Source organism: Sulfurihydrogenibium subterraneum DSM 15120, from assembly GCF_000619805.1.
Taxonomy (GTDB): domain Bacteria; phylum Aquificota; class Aquificia; order Aquificales; family Hydrogenothermaceae; genus Sulfurihydrogenibium; species Sulfurihydrogenibium subterraneum.
The window spans coordinates 215,540-234,831 of record NZ_JHUV01000009.1; the positions used below are offsets into that span (position 1 = coordinate 215,540).

At 32.0% G+C, this 19,292-nt stretch carries 18 protein-coding genes; 7 read left to right on the top strand and 11 right to left on the bottom strand.

Going from position 1 to position 19,292, the window contains the following annotated elements; translation table 11 throughout:
* The first annotated feature begins 10 nt into the window (after positions 1-10).
* Genes Q385_RS0104195 through Q385_RS0104210 form a run of 4 tightly spaced genes read left to right on the top strand, consistent with a single transcriptional unit; the run spans position 11 to position 5,700 of the window.
* Positions 11-631: an HAD family hydrolase gene (locus Q385_RS0104195; RefSeq protein ID WP_245596361.1), complete on the top strand. Its 621-nt coding sequence runs from the start codon at positions 11-13 to the stop codon at positions 629-631.
* A gap of 2 nt (positions 632-633) precedes the next feature.
* Positions 634-1,401, top strand: a complete 768-nt coding sequence (locus Q385_RS0104200) for a citryl-CoA lyase (RefSeq protein ID WP_028950466.1) — start codon at positions 634-636, stop codon at positions 1,399-1,401.
* 2 nt (positions 1,402-1,403) lie between these two features.
* Entirely contained in the window at positions 1,404-3,371 is a 1,968-nt protein-coding gene (locus Q385_RS0104205) for a sensor histidine kinase (protein ID WP_028950467.1), read from the top strand.
* A 1-nt stretch (position 3,372) separates the two neighbouring features.
* Positions 3,373-5,700 (top strand): ATP-binding protein, encoded by a 2,328-nt coding sequence (locus tag Q385_RS0104210; RefSeq protein WP_028950468.1) that lies wholly within the window; start codon positions 3,373-3,375, stop codon positions 5,698-5,700.
* Here the strand turns inward: Q385_RS0104210 and mraY are convergent, their stop codons facing one another.
* From mraY to glf, 11 genes are all read right to left on the bottom strand, one after another.
* Positions 5,701-6,768, bottom strand: coding sequence for a phospho-N-acetylmuramoyl-pentapeptide-transferase (gene mraY / locus Q385_RS0104215; RefSeq protein ID WP_028950469.1), 1,068 nt, complete (start codon positions 6,766-6,768; stop codon positions 5,701-5,703).
* Positions 6,769-6,780: 12 nt separating this feature from the next.
* A complete protein-coding gene (locus tag Q385_RS0104220; protein ID WP_028950470.1) occupies positions 6,781-7,353 on the bottom strand; it encodes an RNA methyltransferase in 573 nt (190 codons plus the stop codon).
* The gene (cimA, locus tag Q385_RS0104225) at positions 7,346-8,947 is read right to left on the bottom strand and encodes a citramalate synthase (protein WP_028950471.1); all 1,602 of its coding nucleotides are present in this window, start codon (positions 8,945-8,947) and stop codon (positions 7,346-7,348) included. Before cimA ends, Q385_RS0104220 begins: the two co-directional genes overlap by 8 nt.
* 1 nt (position 8,948) lies before the next feature.
* Entirely contained in the window at positions 8,949-9,707 is a 759-nt protein-coding gene (gene hisF / locus Q385_RS0104230; protein WP_028950472.1) for an imidazole glycerol phosphate synthase subunit HisF, read from the bottom strand.
* Between the two features lie 34 nt (positions 9,708-9,741).
* Positions 9,742-10,089, bottom strand: coding sequence for a toprim domain-containing protein (locus Q385_RS0104235; protein WP_037919611.1), 348 nt, complete (start codon positions 10,087-10,089; stop codon positions 9,742-9,744).
* On the bottom strand, positions 10,082-10,558 hold the full coding sequence (locus tag Q385_RS0104240; protein ID WP_028950474.1) for a PleD family two-component system response regulator: 477 nt from the start codon (positions 10,556-10,558) through the stop codon (positions 10,082-10,084). The genes Q385_RS0104235 and Q385_RS0104240 overlap by 8 nt, the downstream gene beginning before the upstream one ends.
* A gap of 12 nt (positions 10,559-10,570) precedes the next feature.
* Positions 10,571-11,398, bottom strand: coding sequence for an MqnA/MqnD/SBP family protein (locus Q385_RS0104245; RefSeq protein WP_028950475.1), 828 nt, complete (start codon positions 11,396-11,398; stop codon positions 10,571-10,573).
* Between the two features lie 19 nt (positions 11,399-11,417).
* Positions 11,418-12,779 (bottom strand): adenosylmethionine--8-amino-7-oxononanoate transaminase, encoded by a 1,362-nt coding sequence (gene bioA, locus Q385_RS0104250; RefSeq protein WP_028950476.1) that lies wholly within the window; start codon positions 12,777-12,779, stop codon positions 11,418-11,420.
* An 11-nt stretch (positions 12,780-12,790) separates the two neighbouring features.
* Positions 12,791-14,173 carry a L,D-transpeptidase gene (locus tag Q385_RS0104255; RefSeq protein WP_028950477.1) on the bottom strand — a complete coding sequence of 461 codons (1,383 nt, stop codon included), beginning with the start codon at positions 14,171-14,173 and terminating at the stop codon, positions 12,791-12,793.
* Positions 14,174-14,269: 96 nt separating this feature from the next.
* Positions 14,270-15,334 (bottom strand): hypothetical protein, encoded by a 1,065-nt coding sequence (locus Q385_RS0104260; protein WP_028950478.1) that lies wholly within the window; start codon positions 15,332-15,334, stop codon positions 14,270-14,272.
* A complete protein-coding gene (gene glf / locus Q385_RS0104265; protein ID WP_028950479.1) occupies positions 15,331-16,479 on the bottom strand; it encodes a UDP-galactopyranose mutase in 1,149 nt (382 codons plus the stop codon). The genes Q385_RS0104260 and glf overlap by 4 nt, the downstream gene beginning before the upstream one ends.
* A 228-nt stretch (positions 16,480-16,707) precedes the next feature.
* On the opposite strand from glf, the gene rpiB reads away from it, so the two are divergent.
* From rpiB to lipA, 3 genes are read left to right on the top strand one after another with little or no spacing between them, the layout of a single operon-like run.
* Positions 16,708-17,154, top strand: a complete 447-nt coding sequence (gene rpiB, locus Q385_RS0104270; RefSeq protein ID WP_028950480.1) for a ribose 5-phosphate isomerase B — start codon at positions 16,708-16,710, stop codon at positions 17,152-17,154.
* A 16-nt stretch (positions 17,155-17,170) separates the two neighbouring features.
* On the top strand, positions 17,171-18,439 hold the full coding sequence (glyA, locus tag Q385_RS0104275; protein WP_028950481.1) for a serine hydroxymethyltransferase: 1,269 nt from the start codon (positions 17,171-17,173) through the stop codon (positions 18,437-18,439).
* Entirely contained in the window at positions 18,439-19,281 is an 843-nt protein-coding gene (lipA, locus tag Q385_RS0104280; RefSeq protein ID WP_028950482.1) for a lipoyl synthase, read from the top strand. The genes glyA and lipA overlap by 1 nt, the downstream gene beginning before the upstream one ends.
* Positions 19,282-19,292: the final 11 nt, after the last annotated feature.

The window sequence follows — 19,292 nt, forward strand, 5'->3', positions numbered from 1 at the left end:
TCAGCTATTTATGTTTGATTTAGACGGGACTTTACTTGACTCATCAGAAGATATAGCCATTGCGGTAAATTACGCATTTGAAAAGTTAAGTATTCCACAAAAAACCACTCAAGAGATAGTGTCAAAAGTAGGATACGGGGCTAAAAAACTTATAGAAGACTTAATACCAGATTACCCACAGGACATTAAAGAGAAAGCTTTAGAACTTTTTAGAGAATTTTACTACAAAAACCCCGTTATTTACTCAAAACTTTACGAAGGTGCTCAAGAAACGGTTATAAAATTAAAAGAGAGTGGAAAATCAGTAGCGGTAATTACAAACAAGTACGAAGAATTATCAAAAAAAATATTAGATAAACTGGAAATTTTAAACTACATAGATTTAGTTGTTGGAGCTGATACAACACCTGAAAAAAAACCAAGTCCTTTACCAGTTTTTTACGCTTTAGAAAAGCTAAAACCTGAAAAACAAAACTCAATTCTTATTGGAGATAGTGAAACAGATATCTTAACAGCAAAAAATTCACAGATAAAAAGCTGTCTTGTTTTACACGGTTATGGAAATAAACAGCTTGCTTTATCTTTAAATCCAGATTACGTAATAAATAGCCTAAAAGAAATAGAGGTGTGATTATGGCTCAAAATTGGAGAACAAAAATATCTTTTAACACCAAAGAAGAGACTTACATAAGAGGATATCCTTTAACCCAGATGATAGGAAAACTTTCATTTTCTGAAGGCATCTATCTACTTTTAAAAGGAGAGCTCCCAACAGAAAAAGAAAAAAAGATGTTTGATGCAATATTCGTATCTGTTATAGACCACGGAGTAGCTCCACCTTCAGTAGTTGCACTTAGAAACGTTATATCAGGAGGAAATAGTCTTCATGTAGGAGTGGCAACTGGAGTCCTTACATTTGGAGATTACCACGGTGGAGCTTTAGAAGATGCTATGAGATTTTTGCAAGAGTATGCAAAAGATGAGGAAGATGTAGAAGCTGTCGCTACAAGACTTGCAGAGAAAGTAGTAAAAGAAAAGTGGAAAATATCAGGATTTGGACATAAATATTACAAAGACTTTGACCCAAGGACAAAAAAACTTATGGATTTAGCAAAGGAGCTTGGACTTTTTGGAATACATTGCAGACTTGCTCTATCTTTAGAAGAAGAAATATACAAGCTAAAAGGTAAAAAACTTGTGTTAAATGTAGACGGTGCAATTGCTGCTATCACTTCTGATATGGGGTTTGATTACAGACTTGGAAAAGGATTTTTTATAATAGGAAGAATTCCAGGACTTGTTGCCCACGCCTTTGAAGAACTAACCCAAGAGCCACCTTTCAGAAGGTTAGATGAAGAAGAGATTGAATACCAAGGGCATCCACCGAGAAACCTTGAATAGTAATGAACTTAGAAAAGGATAAAACAAAGAGAAACCTTCTTATATTCTTCATTTCGTTTATACTGTTTTTAGGTGGAAACTACTACATTTTTAGCAAACTTGAAAAAGTTAAAGATGTACTTAATCCTTATCTGTTTTTGTTTATTTTAAACATTGACGTAATTTTTTTCATAATCATCTTTGCATCTTTACTTAGATACATTATAAAAATATTTTTCCAAGAAGGTATCAAAGGAAAACTACGGCTTAAACTTACAGTAATACTGGTATTAATGATTATTATCCCTTCAATGATACTTTTTACAGTGTCTGTATCTATAATATCCAGCGCTACAAACCTCTGGTTTTCTGGAAAAGTAGGAAATGCACTTGGTAAATTAGACACGATAATAACTCAAAATATTACATCTAATCAAGAATGGGTTCTTAAAGTATATAAATCTATTAAAGAAGGTGTGATACACCCAAAAGACACAGTAGATTTTTTAGGACTTAGAACAGTTGCTATAAACGATAACGAAGGAAGACTCTTAGAATTTTACGGAAAACCTTACGATAGAGAGATACTAAATGCTCTTGGAAAAGAAGGTTTTACAATATATCAAAATAAGGTTGTTTATCAAGACAAATTAGATAATGATAGAAAAATACTTTTAGTTTACGAGCTTCCAAAAGATATAATCCTTTCAAAAGAAGATACGGCTTTAATCCTTGAAATTTACAACCAACTGAGATTTTACAAAACACCTATCCGTATAGGCTACATTCTTATATTACTTACAATTACCATATCTGTTATATTTGCTGCCTTTTGGCTCAGTAGATTTATAATAACAAATATAACAAAACCAGTAGAAGCTCTTGTAGATGCTTCTAAAAGACTTTCTGAAGGGGACTTGTCTATAAAGATAAACTTGAAAGCTCAAGATGAGTTTGGAATCTTAATAGAAGAGTTTAATAAAATGGTAGATAGATTAAACATTCTTTATAAAAAGTTAGAGGAAAGAAACAACATACTTAGAAAAAATAAAGAGTATTTAGAGGCAATTTTAAACAACATAAGAGCAGGTGTAGTTTACTCTTCTGAAGACAGTAAAATAGAAAACATAAATCTTTCTGCTAAATCTATCTTAGGAGAAAGCATTGAAAAGTTCAAAAGAAAGCACATAAAAGACTTTGCTAATGAGTACAAACTGGATTTATCTAACGAAAAAGAACAGATATTAGATATAAACGGCAAAACTTTAATAATTAAAATAACACATATATCAAAAGATGGATATGTTATAGTTTTTGATGACATTACAGATATAATATCAGCGCAAAAACTGAAAATGTGGAAAGAAGTAGCCCAGAGAATAGCCCATGAAATCAAAAACCCACTCACACCAATAAAACTCTCTGCAGAGAGGATAATAAACCAGTGGAAAAAGAAAAATCCAAATATAGACCAAATTATAGAAAAATCAACTTCAATTATAATCTCTGAAACAGAACATCTATCTCAGCTTGTTAGGGAGTTTAACCAGTTTGGTCTTTCCTTCTCAGATTTTGAAAAAGAAAGTTTAGACTTATGTCAGCTTCTGAATGAAACAGCTGAAAGCTACATAGATGAACGTTTTAAGGTTGAGATAGAGTGTTTGTATAAACCTGTAATTAAAGGAAATAAAAAACTTTTAAAACAAGCATTTTCAAACATAATTCAAAACTCCTACGAAGAAGCTGATTACTTAAAAATAACTGTCAAATCTGAAGAAAACAGTGTATTAATTTTATTTGAAGACAATGGAAAAGGAATACCAAAAGAAGATTTAGATAAAATATTTATACCATATTACTCTAAAAAACCTAAAGGTAGTGGGCTTGGAATGGCTATTACAAAAGAGATAATAGAAAATCACGGTGGTAAAATACAAGCTTTAGAAAGCAATAAAGGTGCAAAGATTTTAATAATACTCAAAGAGGAATAATATGAATATTAAAAAAGTTTTTTACGAAGATTTATTATTAGACATAAAACTTGATAAATCTACAAAAGATGTAGAACCTAAACCAGTATTTTTCGGCCAAGAACGTGTTGAAAATGCTTTTAGAATTGGATTAAGTGTAAAAAAGGAAGGCTATAACTTATATGTAGCAGGTCCCGATGGAATAGGAAGAACTATTTACACTAAAAATAGACTTGAAGAAGAGGCATTAAAGTATCCAACACCTGAGGATATTATTTACTATTATGATTTTGAAAATCCTTTTCGTCCAAAATTTTTAAAGGTAAAAGCTGGATTAGGAAAAATACTTGTATCTCTTGTAGATGAAGTTTTGAATATTTTGAAAAGAGAAGTTTACAAAATATTTGAGAGTAAAGAATACGAAGATGAAGAAGCTAATATATTAAGGTCTGTAGAGGAAAAAAGAGAAGAACTATTTGAAAGCTTAAGAGATGAAGCACAAAAATATAACCTTGGAGTGATCATAACTCCAAGAGGAATAGAACTTTTTCCGATAATTAATGGTAGAGTTATAACAAACTTAAAAAACCTATCAGAAAAACAGTTTGAAGAGTATCAAGAGAATCTTGATAAATTTGATTCTAAATTCAGGGATTATATAAGGCAACTTAGAGAATTAGATCATCAAGTTGAGGATCTTTTAAAAAGTTTAAAAGTTAAAGTCTCAAAATTTAAAATAGACAGTATATACTATAAATTAGAGAAAACTTTTGAAAATAACCCACAAATTCTCAATTTTATTGAATATCATAAAAAGAATGTTATTGAAAATATAGATGTATTTATAGAACTAAGATATGCAGAAAAAAATCCATTTGTATTAAAGAGTTTAGAAAAAGAATTAGAAAGTTTTCAACTTAATCTTATAGTAGATAACTCTAATACAAAAGGAGCTCCTATAATAATAGAGACAAATCCAAGTTTTAAAAATCTCTTTGGAGGTATAACATACCAAGCAGAATTGGGAGTTCTTTATGCAAATCATAAAAATATATTTGCAGGCAGTTTTCATAAAGCAAACGGTGGTTTTCTTGTTTTGTACATAAAAGACCTTTTAAAAAATATCTTCTTATGGGAAGCTTTTAAAAAGGCTATAGTAAATAAAGAAGTTTACATAAATCAAGATTACACCTTAGGATTGTACTCCTTACAAGTTGGATTGGATCCAGAGCCAATTCCTTTAGATATTAAAGTAATTTTAATTGGTGATAGTTTTACTTATGACCTTTTATCTGAATATGACCCAGAATTTAAAAAAATTTTTAAGATAAAAGCAGAATTCAATCCGATAGTAAAAATTAACGATGATATCCTAAATAAATTTCCAACTTTAGTTAAAAATATAGTATCTTCTGAAGATTTAAAAGATGTTTCAAAAGAAGGTTTACAAGAGCTTTTAAAATTCTCTATCTATAAATCAGGTAGTAGAGAAAAAGTAAACTTGAATTTTAGCTTAATAACAGACATTTTGAGAGAGGCAAGTGCTATTTCAGATTCTCAATTAATACAACCAGAAGATATAAAGTCTGTAATAAAAGACAAATTGTTTAGAGAAAATTTGATAGAAGAGAAAATTTTTGAACTTATAAACGAAGGAAAGATAATAATAGATATAGATAATAAAAAAGTTGGTCAGGTATATGGTCTTTCTGTTTATGAAGTTGGTAATTTATCCTTTGGAAAACCTACAAGAATTACTGCATCAGCATATATAGGAGAAAAAGGAATAATAAACATAGAAAGAGAAGTTGAATTAAGTGGTCCTATACACGATAAAGGAGTATTAATACTATCTGGTTATTTAGGTAAAAAGTATGGTACAGATTTTCCTTTAGCATTAAACTGTAGTATCACTTTTGAACAGTCCTATGGCGAAGTAGAAGGAGACAGTGCATCTTTAGCAGAATTAATTGCTATTTTATCAGAGATTGGTGAGGTACCTGTTAGACAAAATATTGCTGTTACAGGGTCAGTAGATCAACATGGAAACGTTCAACCTGTTGGTGGAATAAAAGAAAAGATAGAAGGATTCTTTAAAGTATGTAAAATAAAAGGATTGACAGGTAAAGAGGGAGTTATTATACCTTTAAAAAACAAAGATAATCTGTTATTAGACGAAGAAGTAATACAAGCTGTTAAAGATGATAAATTTAACATATTCTTTGTGGAAAATGTAGATGAAGCTATTTTTATTCTATCAGAGCTTGACCCATTAGACTTCCACAGAAAAGTGAAATTACGCTTAGAAGAATTTTATAAGAATTCTACAAAATTTTTTAAAGGTAAATAATTATCTAATCTTTAATGTTGATAAAGCGATAATCGATAAAAGAAGAGATATTATCCATACTCTTACGACTATTTTTGGTTCAGGAATACCGTGAAGCTCAAAATGGTGGTGTATAGGAGCCATTTTAAATAGTCTTTTACCACCTGTTAACCTGTAGTAGCCTACTTGAGCTATAACAGATAACGTTTCTAATACAAATATACCACCTACTATTGCTAAAACAATTTCTTGTTTTGTTATTATAGATGTAAGACCTAAAACAGCTCCTATAGATAGAGCTCCTGCATCTCCCATAAACATTTCAGCCGGAAAAGAGTTAAACCATAAAAACCCAAGTCCTGCACCAAGTAAAGCCATAAGAAAGACTGTTATCTCTCCACTACCTTCTACATAAGGAACTATAAGGTATTTAGATAAGACGATATTTCCACTTATGTAAGCAAATATAGCAAAAGTAGAAACTGATATTAAAGAAGGTCCTATTGCCAATCCATCAAGTCCATCTGTTAAGTTAACAGCGTTTGACGCACCTACTATTATGAATATCATTAAAGGTATGTAAAAAATACCTAAATCTATACTTAAATTTTTAAAAAACGGAAAATATAAAATAGTATTAAACTTCGGATATATGTATAAAGCTACAGATATTAAAGTTGATGATACAAGTTGCATCAAAAATTTTGCTTTAGAAGACAAACCTTTTTTATCTTTGACTTTTTTGTAATCATCTAAAAACCCAATAAAACCAAAGGATAAAAATGTAAACATTAAAAGCCAGATATAAATGTTGTCAAGACGACACCATAGAACAGATGTAAATAATACAGATAACAGTATTAAAACTCCTCCCATTGTAGGTGTGTGTTTTTTTATCTGATGCCAATCAGGAGTATCTTGTCTTACATATCCACCTTGTTTATTTTGGAAAACTTTTAATCTTTCTATAACATAAGGACCTAAGACTAACGATATAAAAAATGCCGTCAGTAAAGCGTAAAAACCCCTAAAAGTTATATACTTAAATATATTAATGTCTAAATACTCATAAAATAAATGGTAAAACATTAAATCTCCTTTTTAACATCTATTGATAGAAAAAAGCCTGTCTAAAATAATAGCAGCTGCATTTCTTACAGATAAATGATTGTAATCTCCCGGACCTAATATAGGTTCTAAAACATAATCACAGCTTTCAACTAATTCAGAAGGCATACCCCAACCTGTTCCAAGTAAAATAAGGTACACATCATCTTTTTTGCTTAAAATTTCTCTCATTTGTGAATAACTTACAGTTTGTGGATACCTCTTTGCTGATGTTGCTATCAATTTTGGATACTTCCCTTTCTCTTTTTTTATTTTCTCTAACATCTCTGTAATAGAAGAAACGACTCTTACCAAACTACCTGCCATAGACCTTCTTGGGTTAAAAGAGGCTCCAAAACCTTCTGTCCAATATTTTATTTGCTCTTTTATAACAAACTGCTGGGCTTCTAATGGTTGTACTATATAATAACCAGCAAGTTCATAGGTTCTTGCTGGTCTTGCCACATCATGAAAGTCTAAAGTTGTAAAAGATGTACATACCCATTTTTTTTCTTTATTTAAAGCAGGATAATGAACTACAGATACGTAAACATGGTCGTTATGCATCATCTTTCTCTCCAGCTGGTTTAATTCCATCTTTTACAAGCTTATACACAATACTGTCAACCACTGCTTGCCAAGACGCTTCTATAATGTTATCAGAAACTCCCACAGTTCCCCATTTTTTACTTTTATCTCTACTTTCTATAAGTACTCTTATTTTTGCAGCTGTTCCGCCACTTTCGTTAACTATTCTCACTTTGTAATCTATTAACTCAACTTCTGCCAATGAAGGATAGACAGCTGTCAAAGCCTTTTTTAATGCTTTGTCTAATGCATTAACAGGACCATAACCTAAAGATGCTGTATGCTCATAGTGGTTTTCTATTTTTATTCTTACGGTTGCTTCTGATATAGGGCTTTTGTCTGTGTATCTTCTTGCTATTAAAACTCTGTAGGCATCCAAATCAAAGTATTTTGGTAATGTTCCGAGATGTTTTCTTATAAGAAGTTCTAAAGACGCTTCTGCAGCTTCAAAGTGATAACCTTGGTTTTCTAACTCCTTTATTTCTTGGACAAGTTTTGTGAGTCTTTCGTCTTTTTCATCTATTTCTATTCCTATCTCTTTTGCTTTGTATATGATATTACTTTTTCCTGCTAAATCAGAGACTAATACTTTTCTTCTGTTGCCTACTTCTTCTGGCAAGATGTGTTCATAACTTCTTGGATTTCTTAAAACTGCTGATGCGTGTACTCCACCTTTATGGGCAAATGCACTATCTCCAACGTAAGGCATATTTTTAGGAACAGGCATGTTAATTATGTCTGAAACAAAGTTAGATATTTCTTTTAACCTTTTTATGTTTTCTCTTGGGACAGTTTCGTATCCAAGCTTTAAAGATAGATTAGGAATTATAGAACAAAGGTTAGCGTTTCCACATCTTTCTCCTATACCGTTTATAGTTCCGTGTACTTGGACTGCTCCATTTAAAACGGCTACAATAGAGTTCCATACAGCTGTATCTGAGTCGTTATGAGCGTGTATGCCAAGTTTTGCAGTAATACCAGCTTCTTTTACAGATTTAAACGCTCTTTCAATATCTGTAGGAAGACTTCCTCCGTTAGTATCACACAGAATTAAAAAATCAGCTCCTGCCTGCTGAGCAACTTTTAAAACTTCTAAAGCGTAGTTAGGATTCTCTTTAAATCCGTCAAAAAAGTGTTCTGCGTCAAATATTACTTCATCTACGTACTTTTTCAAGTAAGAGATAGAATCGTATATCATCTCAAGATTTTTTTCTAAGGTTGTTTTTAAAGCTTCAGTTACGTGTAAATCCCAAGATTTACCAAATATTGTTATTACTGGTGTTTCTGCTTTTATTAAGTCTTGAATTTGTGGGTCTTCTTCAACTTTTAAGGAAGATCTTCTTGTAGAACCAAAGGCTGTTATTTTTGTGTTTTTTAAATTTAACTTTTTTACCTCTTTAAAAAAAGTCATATCTTTTGGGTTTGAGCCTGGCCAACCACCTTCTATGTAATGAACGCCAAAGTCTGCTAATTTCTCTGCAATTCTAAGTTTGTCTTCTACAGAAACACTTACACCTTCCGCTTGAGTCCCGTCTCTTAGCGTTGTATCGTATATTAATACTTGTTTTTCCATATTAAATCCTCACGTTTACGTTTTTTTCTTTTAAAAACTGTTTTAACTCTTTTATACCTACTTCTTTAAAATGAAACAAAGAAGCTGCTAAAGCTGCATCTGCTTTTCCTTCTTCAAACACTTCATAAAAATGTTCTTTTTTCCCTGCTCCTCCTGATGCTATAACAGGAATTTTAACAGCTTCAGATACTGCTTTTGTAAGTTCTACATCGTATCCAGATTTTGTACCATCTTTATCCATAGATGTAAGAAGTATCTCTCCTGCTCCTAAGTCTTCTACAGCTTTTGCCCACTGGACTGCATCTATTCCTGTTGGCGTTCTACCACCGTTTATGTAAACTTCCCATTTATTTTCATCTATCTTTTTTGCATCTATAGCTACAACTATTGTAGATGAACCAAATCTAACTGCTGCACTTTCTACCAAAGATGGATTTTTTACAGCTGCTGTATTTATAGATACTTTATCTGCTCCGTTTTCAAGAAGTTTTCTTATATCTTCTAAAGACCTTACACCACCACCTACAGTCAGTGGCATAAAAACAGTTTCTGCCGTCTTTTTAACAACATCTAATATAATATCTCTATCTTCTGCAGAAGCCGTAATATCAAGAAAAACTATCTCATCAGCACCTTCTTTATCGTATGCAGCTGCTATCTCAACAGGGTCTCCCGCATCTATCAGATTTACAAAGTTAACACCTTTTACAACTCTACCTTTATTAACATCTAAACAAGGTATAATGCGTTTTGCTAACAATCTGACTCCTTAAAAATTTTTTAAGATTAATATTTTAAGGCAGATTTTCAATCTCTTCAACGTTTAGTGATTTTAAATAATCTCTGTAAGAAGAATTTACTTGAATTCCCTCAGCTTTTAACATCTGGGAAAATTTTTGAAACATTTTATCTCCATGTTTATCGACATCAAAGAGGATGATACACTTATCGAAATTATTTAGAATATTTTCTACAACATCGTAATACTTTTTGCCTTGAAGGACAATTATGTTATTAATTCCATAGCTTGACAACTTTGTTAAGTCTCTTTTTCCTTCTACGAGTACACAGGTGTGTTTGTTTTGAGATTCTTCTTTTAATTTTAACTTCCAATCTTCAAATGAAGAAAAATTACTACTCACCTTTAATTCCAAATAACCTTTTTATAAGCTTAAGGATTTTCATAAATAAAGATTTATCTTTCTTAGCTTCGTGGAGTATCTGTTTTACAACTTCTTCACCTTTTGCGTCCTTCAAGGATGCGGTTAAAATAAGAAAAACTTCAAGTGGATTAAAAGGTATTTCAAACACTTCTGTGGCTCCCATTCCTTTGTAATACTCAACATCTTCTTTTGTAATATTTTCTCCAAGTATTATAAAAGGAATATCTTTTAAACTTTCATCTCTTTTAAGTATAGATAACAGTTGAAGTGAAGGCAGGTTATCTACTTTGGGAGATGCTATTATTCCGTGGATATCTTTGTTTGTAGTTATGTAATTTTTTGCATCTTCTAAACTTTCAACCATTATAACTTCTGATTGACTTAAAGATGCTACTTCATTTAAAATTTCGTATGAATTTTTATCTTTCCCTATGTAGAGGATTTTCATCTTATCTCCCCTTTAAACAAAAGTTATCTCAGGCATATTGGGTATAAAACCTTTTTCGTAAGCTTCTTTTAAAAATAGCTCTATCGCTTTTTTTCCTTTTTCTCCGTAATCTACGGTTAAATTATTTACGTACATTCCTATAAATTTATCTGCTTTGTTTTTATCCATTCCTCTTGCATACTTCAATGCATACTCTACCGCTTCATCTCTGTGGGTAAGAGAGTATTTAATACTCTCTTTTAATATTTCGGAAATTTTTTTCATAGTATTAATACCTAAATCTTTTCTAATGACGTTTCCGCCTAAAGGTAATGGTAAACCTCCTGTTTTTTCATACCACCACTTACCAAGGTCTACAATACAAACTAAACCTTCATCTTTGTATGTTAACTGTCCTTCGTGTATTATAAGCCCTGCATCTACGTTTCCAGACTTTACTTCTTCTATTATTTTATCAAAAGGGATTACAATGTAATCTATATTTGGCTCAAAGAGTTTTAAGGCTAAAAATGCAGAGGTTAAAGTTCCAGGCACTGCTATTTTCTTGTTTTTTAACTCTTTTGGGTCAAAAGATTCTCTTGCAACAACCATAGGTCCGTAATTATCTCCCATACTGGCTCCACTTGATAAAAGGGCGTACTTATCAGCTACGTAGGGAAATGCATGAATAGATATAGCGCTTACTTCGTATGTTCCTTTAAGGGCTTCTTTGTTAAGAGTTTCTATATCAGAGAGTATATCTACAAATTCATATCCTTTTGTATCTATCTTTTTTTGGTTAATAGCGTAAAACATAAATGCATCGTCTGAGTCTGGACTATGGGCAACTCTAATAATCACTTTAATTTTCCTCCTATTTTTAATCTCCGCATACTTCTATTATACTTTCTTTTAGTGAATTTAAAAAGTAATTTAACTCATCTTCTTTTATTGAAAGAGGTGGCATTATAACCATAACGTCTCCAAGTGGTCTAACCCATATGCCTCTTTTAAGCATTGCTTTTGCAACTTTAAATCCAGTTCTATCTCCATATGGGTAAGGTTGTTTTGTTTTTTTATCTTTAATTAGCTCAACTCCTGCCATTAAGCCGTAGTTTCTAACGTCTATAACGTGGTTTAGTTGTAAAAATTCAGGTAATCTTTTTTCTAAAATATCAATGTTTTTTCTAACATTTTCAAGGGTTTTTTCTTCTTCAAAAAGGTCTATGTTTGCAAGGGCAACATTACACGCTACAGGATTTCCTGTGTAAGTGTGTCCGTGGTAAAAGTGTTTTGCTTCTCCAAAATCCCCTAAAAACGCTTCAAATATCTCATCTGTTGTTAAGGTTGCTGCTAAAGGTAAATAACCTCCTGTTATTCCTTTACCTAAAGCCATTATGTCTGGATTTACATTCTCTTTTATACAGGCAAACATCTCTCCAGTCCTTCCAAAGCCAGTAGCAACTTCGTCCACTATCATTAATACGTTATATTCTCTACATATTCTTTCTACTTCTTTCAAGTATCCTTTTGGAAATGGAAGTATTCCAGCAGCTCCTTGCACACTTGCTTCTAAAACAAAACCAGCTATCGTTTGATGGTGCTCAAAAACAAACTCTTCTACTTCTTCAATGAGTTTTTTTGTTGTTTCATACTCAAGAGCTTTTTCTCTTCCCGCTATCTCTACAGCTTTTAAGTAAGGTGATGGAAGTTTATAAACGTCAAATAAAAGAGGTTTATACTTTTCATGAAATATATTTATTCCTCCTACACTTACACTTCCTATAGTGTCTCCGTGGTAGGCTTGACTTAAAGTTATAAACTTAGTTTTTTCTTTATAGCCTTTGTTATGCCAGTAGTGGTAAGCTATCTTTATAGCAATTTCCATGGCCTCTGACCCATCTTCGCTATAAAAGACTTTATTTAAACTTTTTGGAGTTATCTCTACAAGTTTTTTTGCAAGTATTATAGCTGGAACGTTAGAAGCTCCTAAGGTCGTAAAGTGGGATATCTTACTGACTTGGTCGCAGATTGCTTTGTTTAACTTTGGATGGTTATGACCGTGAACATTGCACCACAAAGATGCTACTCCGTCTAAGTACTTATTACCAAATATATCGTATATATAATTCCCTTCTCCTCTTTCAACTATAACATTTTCTTCTTCTCTGTAAACTTTCATCTGGGTAAAAGGATGCCAGAAATGCTCTTTATCCCATTTGATTAAATCATTGTTTTCCATATACTTTTACCTCACCAAGCCCTTACGGCAAAGCTTTTTCCTATTATGTCTGTTTTATAAAACTCTATAAACTTTTTACTAACGAGGTTGGCTTTTTCTAAGGCTGATACTCCTTCATCATCAAAAGCTTCTATAAACTTTTCTGAGTTGAAAAATACTTTATATGGAATATCTCTACTTACAACAGGAGTTCCTACTTCTACAAGTTCAAACAATCTTTCTACGTCTTCGTTGTACATTCTTATACAACCGTGACTAACTTTCATTCCTATTCCGTACTCCTTATTTGTTCCATGCATTAAAAATGAAGTACTCCCAAGTCTCATTGCCCTTGTTCCAAGTGGGTTGTCAGGTCCTGGAGGAAAAACGGGTGGTAAATCAGGTTGTTCTTTTCTTATACTTTCTGGCGGATACCAAGCAGGATTTTCTCTTTTTTGTGATATTTTAAAATCTCCTACTGGAGATTGTGCCTCATCCGCACCTATCCCTATTGGAAATGTTATTACATAACTTTTCCCTTCTATCATAATTGGATAGTAAAGTCTTTTTTCATTAATATTAATATATATTGTTTCGTAAGAGAAGTTTTTAATTGGTAGTATTCTTCTAAATGGTACGATTATTATTTGATTTTTTCTTATGTCAAATGGGTCTAAAAATGGGTTTGCATTTTTAAGTTCATAGTACCCAAGGTCTAACTTTTTTGAGATTTCAAGTAAGGTTTGGTCTTTTTCTGAGACGTATATAGACAGTTTTCTTATTATGGGAATTTGAGGGTCAAGCTCAAATATGTTTTGACCTAATATAAAACTTACATTTTTATAGTTTATAACTTTTGAATCTTCTCCAAAAAGTACAAATCTGTTGCTTTTTACAAGTCTTTTAATTTTCTCTTTTTTTGACTCTTTTCCTGTTATTATAGCCTCTATTACTTTTGCTGGGTCTTCTACAGATTCTAACTTTGGATTTTCTTTTGTGTTTAAACCTAATTTATTCAGTATATACTCTTGACCTTCTTGATGTTTTCTTTCAATAAATATTGTCATAGCTATCTGATATATTCTATAAAGAGAGTAATCATCTAATCTATTGTCTTGAAGCTGCTGTATAAACTTGTACATTAAATCTTCTTCTCGGGCTTTGTATATAGAAGATGCTAAGATTAAGTTTAGAATAGTATAATTTTGGTCGTTTACCTCGTTTTTAATTAAGGTGTCTTGAACGAGATTTATTGCATTTGTGTAAAGTCCATCGTTGTAAAGTTTTAAAGACTTTAATATTACATCTTCTACACTTTTTGTCTGTACTTTTTGTTTTGCTACCTTAAATAAATCTTCTGTTGCGTACAAAGGTAAATTAATTAAAAAAAATAAAAGTACAAATCTTACCATCATTTTTCCGAAAAAACCTCTGTTTAAATGTTAAGAATAAATGATTATACCATAAACTCATCATTTATAATGTGGTGGGTATAGAAATTTTATGTTTATTTACTGTATCTTTACAAAGATATTCTTTAAATCTTCAATGAACTTTTGAGGCTCATTTTTTATAATCTGCCTGTAGTAATCAAAATCCTTATATCTTTTTTCAAAGTTCTCAAAACAATCTTTTATCTTTTCTATAATTTTGGGAATGTTTTCTTTTTTGTCTTCAAATTTATACTCATCAGGAATTGGAACATCTTCAAAAAAGGCAGCTGAGCCTCTTTTCCCAGTAATTACACAGCAACCCAAAATAGCAGCTTCTCTTGGAATACGGTCTTTACCAGGATGGTTACCAAAATCTATGTAAACTTTAGCTTTTTGAAGTGTTTTTATTACTTCCTCTCTACTCATATTAACTAAAGGTACAAATTTTATGTCTTTTGCAGATTTTATTATTTTCCTTGTAAAAGTAAATCCTTTTTTAGGGTTATAAGCCACTATGTTTTCTTTTTTAGATAAATCAGTTTGAATTTTTAAGAATTTTTCATTAAGATAATCTGAAAGGTAATAAATTTTTTGTAGTGCTATATTTTTTCCTTGAAGAAAATTAAGAGCGTAATAACTTTGAACTAAATGGTAATCTGCTTTCTTGACAAAGTCGGGCAATTCAAAATATTTAAATTTTTTGCTTTTTAAGGCTATTTCTGTAATATCAAATAATTCATATCCGAAAAATGTTTCCCACAAACTATTTATCTTACGCCTAAAGAAAAAGTTTATTTTGGATCGACGAATGATTGACATATAAAAATTATCAACGCTCAACCACCAAATAACTTTTTTAACATTTTTAAAATGTGTTAAAAGGATTAATCCCTTATAAGATTCAGGCACAATCAAAACATTATTTACTGAGTCTTCTATTTCTCTTACAAAAGGTATTTTATAATCTTTATATTCTGGATGAACAGGTTCTGTATGATTTGATGGAATATAGTAAATATATGCATTAATATTAAAATCTTTTATCAAATGATATGCAAGTTGATGAAGTAATTCTGGTCCTCCAGTAGCAGTTGCAGCTGGAGCAACTATATAAACTTTGGTATTCGGATATATTTTTATCATCTAACCTTCTCTTCAAACACCTCTAAGGCTCTTTTTATCACATCATCCATATCATAGTATCTGTACTCTGCAAGCCTTCCAACAAGAATTATATTTTCAAACTTCTCAGCTTCCTCTTTATATCTATTATAAAGCTTCTGGTTCTCTTTTGTAAATACAGGATAGTATGGTATATCTTTATTTGGGATGTATTGCTTTGAATATTCCTTTAATATTGTAGTTTTTTCTGTAGAAGCTGGATGAATGTGTTTAAACTCTGTTATCCTTGTGAAATCGTAATCGTTGGGATAATTTACAGTTGCTACCTCTTGGAACCACTCTTTTTCTACGGTTTCAAACCTGAGGTCTAAACTTCTATATGGTAAATAACCGTATTTAAAATTAAACAGCTCATCTATCATTCCTGTAAATATCAACTTTCCTTTAAACTCTTGCCCAAAGAAATATATTTTTTTGCTTTCAAAATCTATACTGATAACTTCTTTAAAGTCTGTGTTTAGCATAAGCTTTATGTTTGAATGGTTTAACATTCTTTCAAAGATTTTTGTGTAGCCTTCTGTGGGTATTGCTTGATACTTATCACTAAAATATCTATCATCTTTTCCTATAAATACTGGTACTCTTGCTGTAACTTCTGGGTCTATATCTTCAGGTTTTAATCCCCACTGTTTAACAGTATAGTTTAAAAAGACTTTTTGATAGATATAATCTGCAAGGAACCTTAAGTCTTTGTCATTTTCTTTTTTAAGGTCTAAAATAGGCACTTTTGAGTTGTAAGGATATTTTTTAAGTAGTTTTTCTTCAATTCTTTTAGCAAGACTTTCTGGAAAAGTTAGATAAAGGCTGTTTAGGTTAAAAGGTATAGGGACTTTTTTACCATCTATAAAAGCTAAAACTCTGTGATGGTATATATTCCAATCTGTAAAGTTAGAAAGATAGTCAAACACTTCCTTATAATTTGTATGAAAAAGGTGAGGTCCGTATTTATGGATAATTATTCCATCTTTATTTTTATAGTCATAACAGTTTCCGCCTATATGGTTTCGTTTTTCTATAATTAATACTTTTTCGTTCAATACATTAGCTATCCTTTCAGCTATTACACTACCTGCAAAGCCTGAGCCTATAACAATGTAGTTAAACATTTTGAAATCCTTATATAGAAATAATTAAATAAAAGTTAAGAAATAACGAAACTTCACAATAATTTAGCATAAATTAGGGAAAATTTCTCATTATAAAGATCAGATTAATAAAGAACTTTAAAATTGATTTTTAAACAGTTATTTAATTTTTATTTTAACTCAACTAAGTTGGAAGTTAAAGCTTATGATATAATTGGTAATAGCTAAGTTGTTTGGAGGTTTGCTTAAGTGAAAATAGCCCTTGGTAGTGACCACGGTGGATTTTTTTATAAAGAAAAAATAAAAGAATACTTAAAATCAAAAAAGTACGAAATTATAGATAAAGGGACTTACTCTCCTGAACCTGTTGATTATCCTTACTTTGGTGAAAATGTAGGTGTTGCAGTTGCATCTGGAGAAGCTGATAGAGGAATAATAATCTGTGGAACAGGAATTGGTATATCTATAGCAGCTAACAAGATTAAGGGTGTAAGAGCTGCTTTATGCACTAACGAGTTTATGGCAAGGATGGCAAGGTCTCATAACGACGCAAACGTTTTGGCACTTGGTCAAAGGGTTATCGGTTTAGACCATGCACTTGCGATAGTTGACGTATTTTTAGAAACTCCTTTTGAAGGTGGAAGACACGAAAGAAGAGTAAAGCTTATCTTAGATATTGAAGAAGGAAAGATTTAAATTCGGAGGTATGAAATTGTTAGAAAATCTTAAAAACACTGACCCAGAGGTTTATAAAGCAGTTTCTTTAGAGTTTAAGAGACAGCAAGAACACCTTGAAATGATAGCATCAGAAAACTACACTTCTCAAGCTGTAATGGAAGCTCAAGGAAGCGTCCTAACTAACAAGTATGCAGAAGGACTACCTCACAAAAGGTACTACGGTGGGTGTGAGTACGTAGACATAGTAGAAGACCTTGCGATAGAAAGACTAAAAAAACTCTACGGTGCAGACCACGCAAACGTCCAACCTCACTCAGGGTCTCAGGCTAATCAGGCTGTGTTTTTCTCTCAGCTCCAGCCTGGTGATACAATACTGGGAATGAGATTAGATCACGGTGGACACTTAACCCACGGTGCAAAAGTAAACGTATCAGGAGTTGTTTTTAACTCTGTTCAGTATGGATTAAATCCAAAAACAGAGCTTATAGATTACGATGAAGTTTATAGACTTGCAAAAGAGTACAAACCAAAACTTATAATTGCAGGAGCTTCCGCCTACTCTCGCATAATAGATTTTGCTAAATTTAGAGAGGTAGCTGACGAAGTAGGAGCTCTACTTATGGTAGATATGGCTCACTACTCTGGATTAATAGCAGGAGGAGTTTACCCTAACCCTGTTCCTTATGCCCAGTTTGTAACTTCAACAACCCATAAAACCCTAAGAGGTCCAAGAGGAGGATTTATACTCTGTAAAGAAGAGTACGCTAAGGATATAGACAAGTGGGTTTTCCCAAGACTTCAAGGTGGACCTTTGATGCATGTAATTGCAGCTAAAGCGGTTGCATTTAAAGAAGCTCTTTCTGATGAGTTTAAAAAGTATGCTCAGCAGGTTGTAAAAAACGCTCAAGTTTTAGCAGAAGAACTTATGGCACAGGGTCTTAGAATAGTATCTGGTGGAACTGACTCTCATATGATGCTTGTAGATTTAAGACCTCTAAACGTTAAAGGAAATCAGGCTGAAGAAGCTCTTGGAAAGGCAAATATTACAGTAAATAAAAACGCTATACCTTTTGACCCTGAAAAACCAGCTATCACCTCTGGAATAAGACTTGGAACTGCAGCCCTTACAACAAGAGGAATGAAGGAAAATGATATGAGAAGAATTGCTAAAAATATAGTTAAAGTACTGAAAAATCTTGATAATGAAAAAGTTATTCAAGAAGTAAAAGAAGATGTATTGTCTTTATGCTCATCTTATCCACTTTATCCAAACTGGTGGAAAGATTACGGTTATGGAGAATAATGAAACCAAAAGTAAAATCTCCACTTCTTCCAGAAGTTTTTAGGATTAAAAAGCTTCTTCGCAGTCTTAACTTACATACAGTCTGTGAGGAAGCTTCTTGTCCTAACATAGGAGATTGTTTTTCCAGAAAGACCGCAACCTTTATGATAATGGGTGATGTATGTACGAGAAACTGCCCATACTGTAATGTAAACCACGGAAAACCTCTTCCCTTAGACCCAGACGAACCTGAAAATATAGCCAAAGCAGTTAAAATGTTAGGTCTAAAACACGTAGTTATTACATCCGTAGATAGAGATGACCTTTTAGACGGTGGAGCTTCCCACTTTGCCAAAGTGATAGAGAAAGTAAGACAGATTAATCCAGATACAACCGTGGAAGTTTTAATACCAGATTTTAAAGGAAATCTTGAGTCGTTAAAAGTAGTAGTAAACTCTAAACCTGATGTTATTAACCATAACATTGAAACTGTAAAACAGCTTTACAAAAAAGTAAGACCTCAAGGAAATTATGAAAGGTCTTTAAAGATAATAAAAGCTGTAAAAGAGTTGGACAGCAGTGTCATTACAAAGTCTGGATTTATGCTTGGTTTAGGTGAAACAAAGCATCAGGTTATTGAGTTATTACAAGACTTAAAAAATCACGATTGTGATGTAATAACAATCGGACAGTACTTACAACCCTCCAAAAACCATCTTCCTGTGGAAAAGTACTACACAGAAGAAGAGTTTAAAGAGTTTGAAGAGATAGGCTATCAAATAGGATTTAAGCAGGTTTTTTCAGGTATCCTTGTAAGAAGCTCCTTTCATGCAGGAGAAGTTTACGAGAGAGTAAGGTTATAAAGCACATTTGG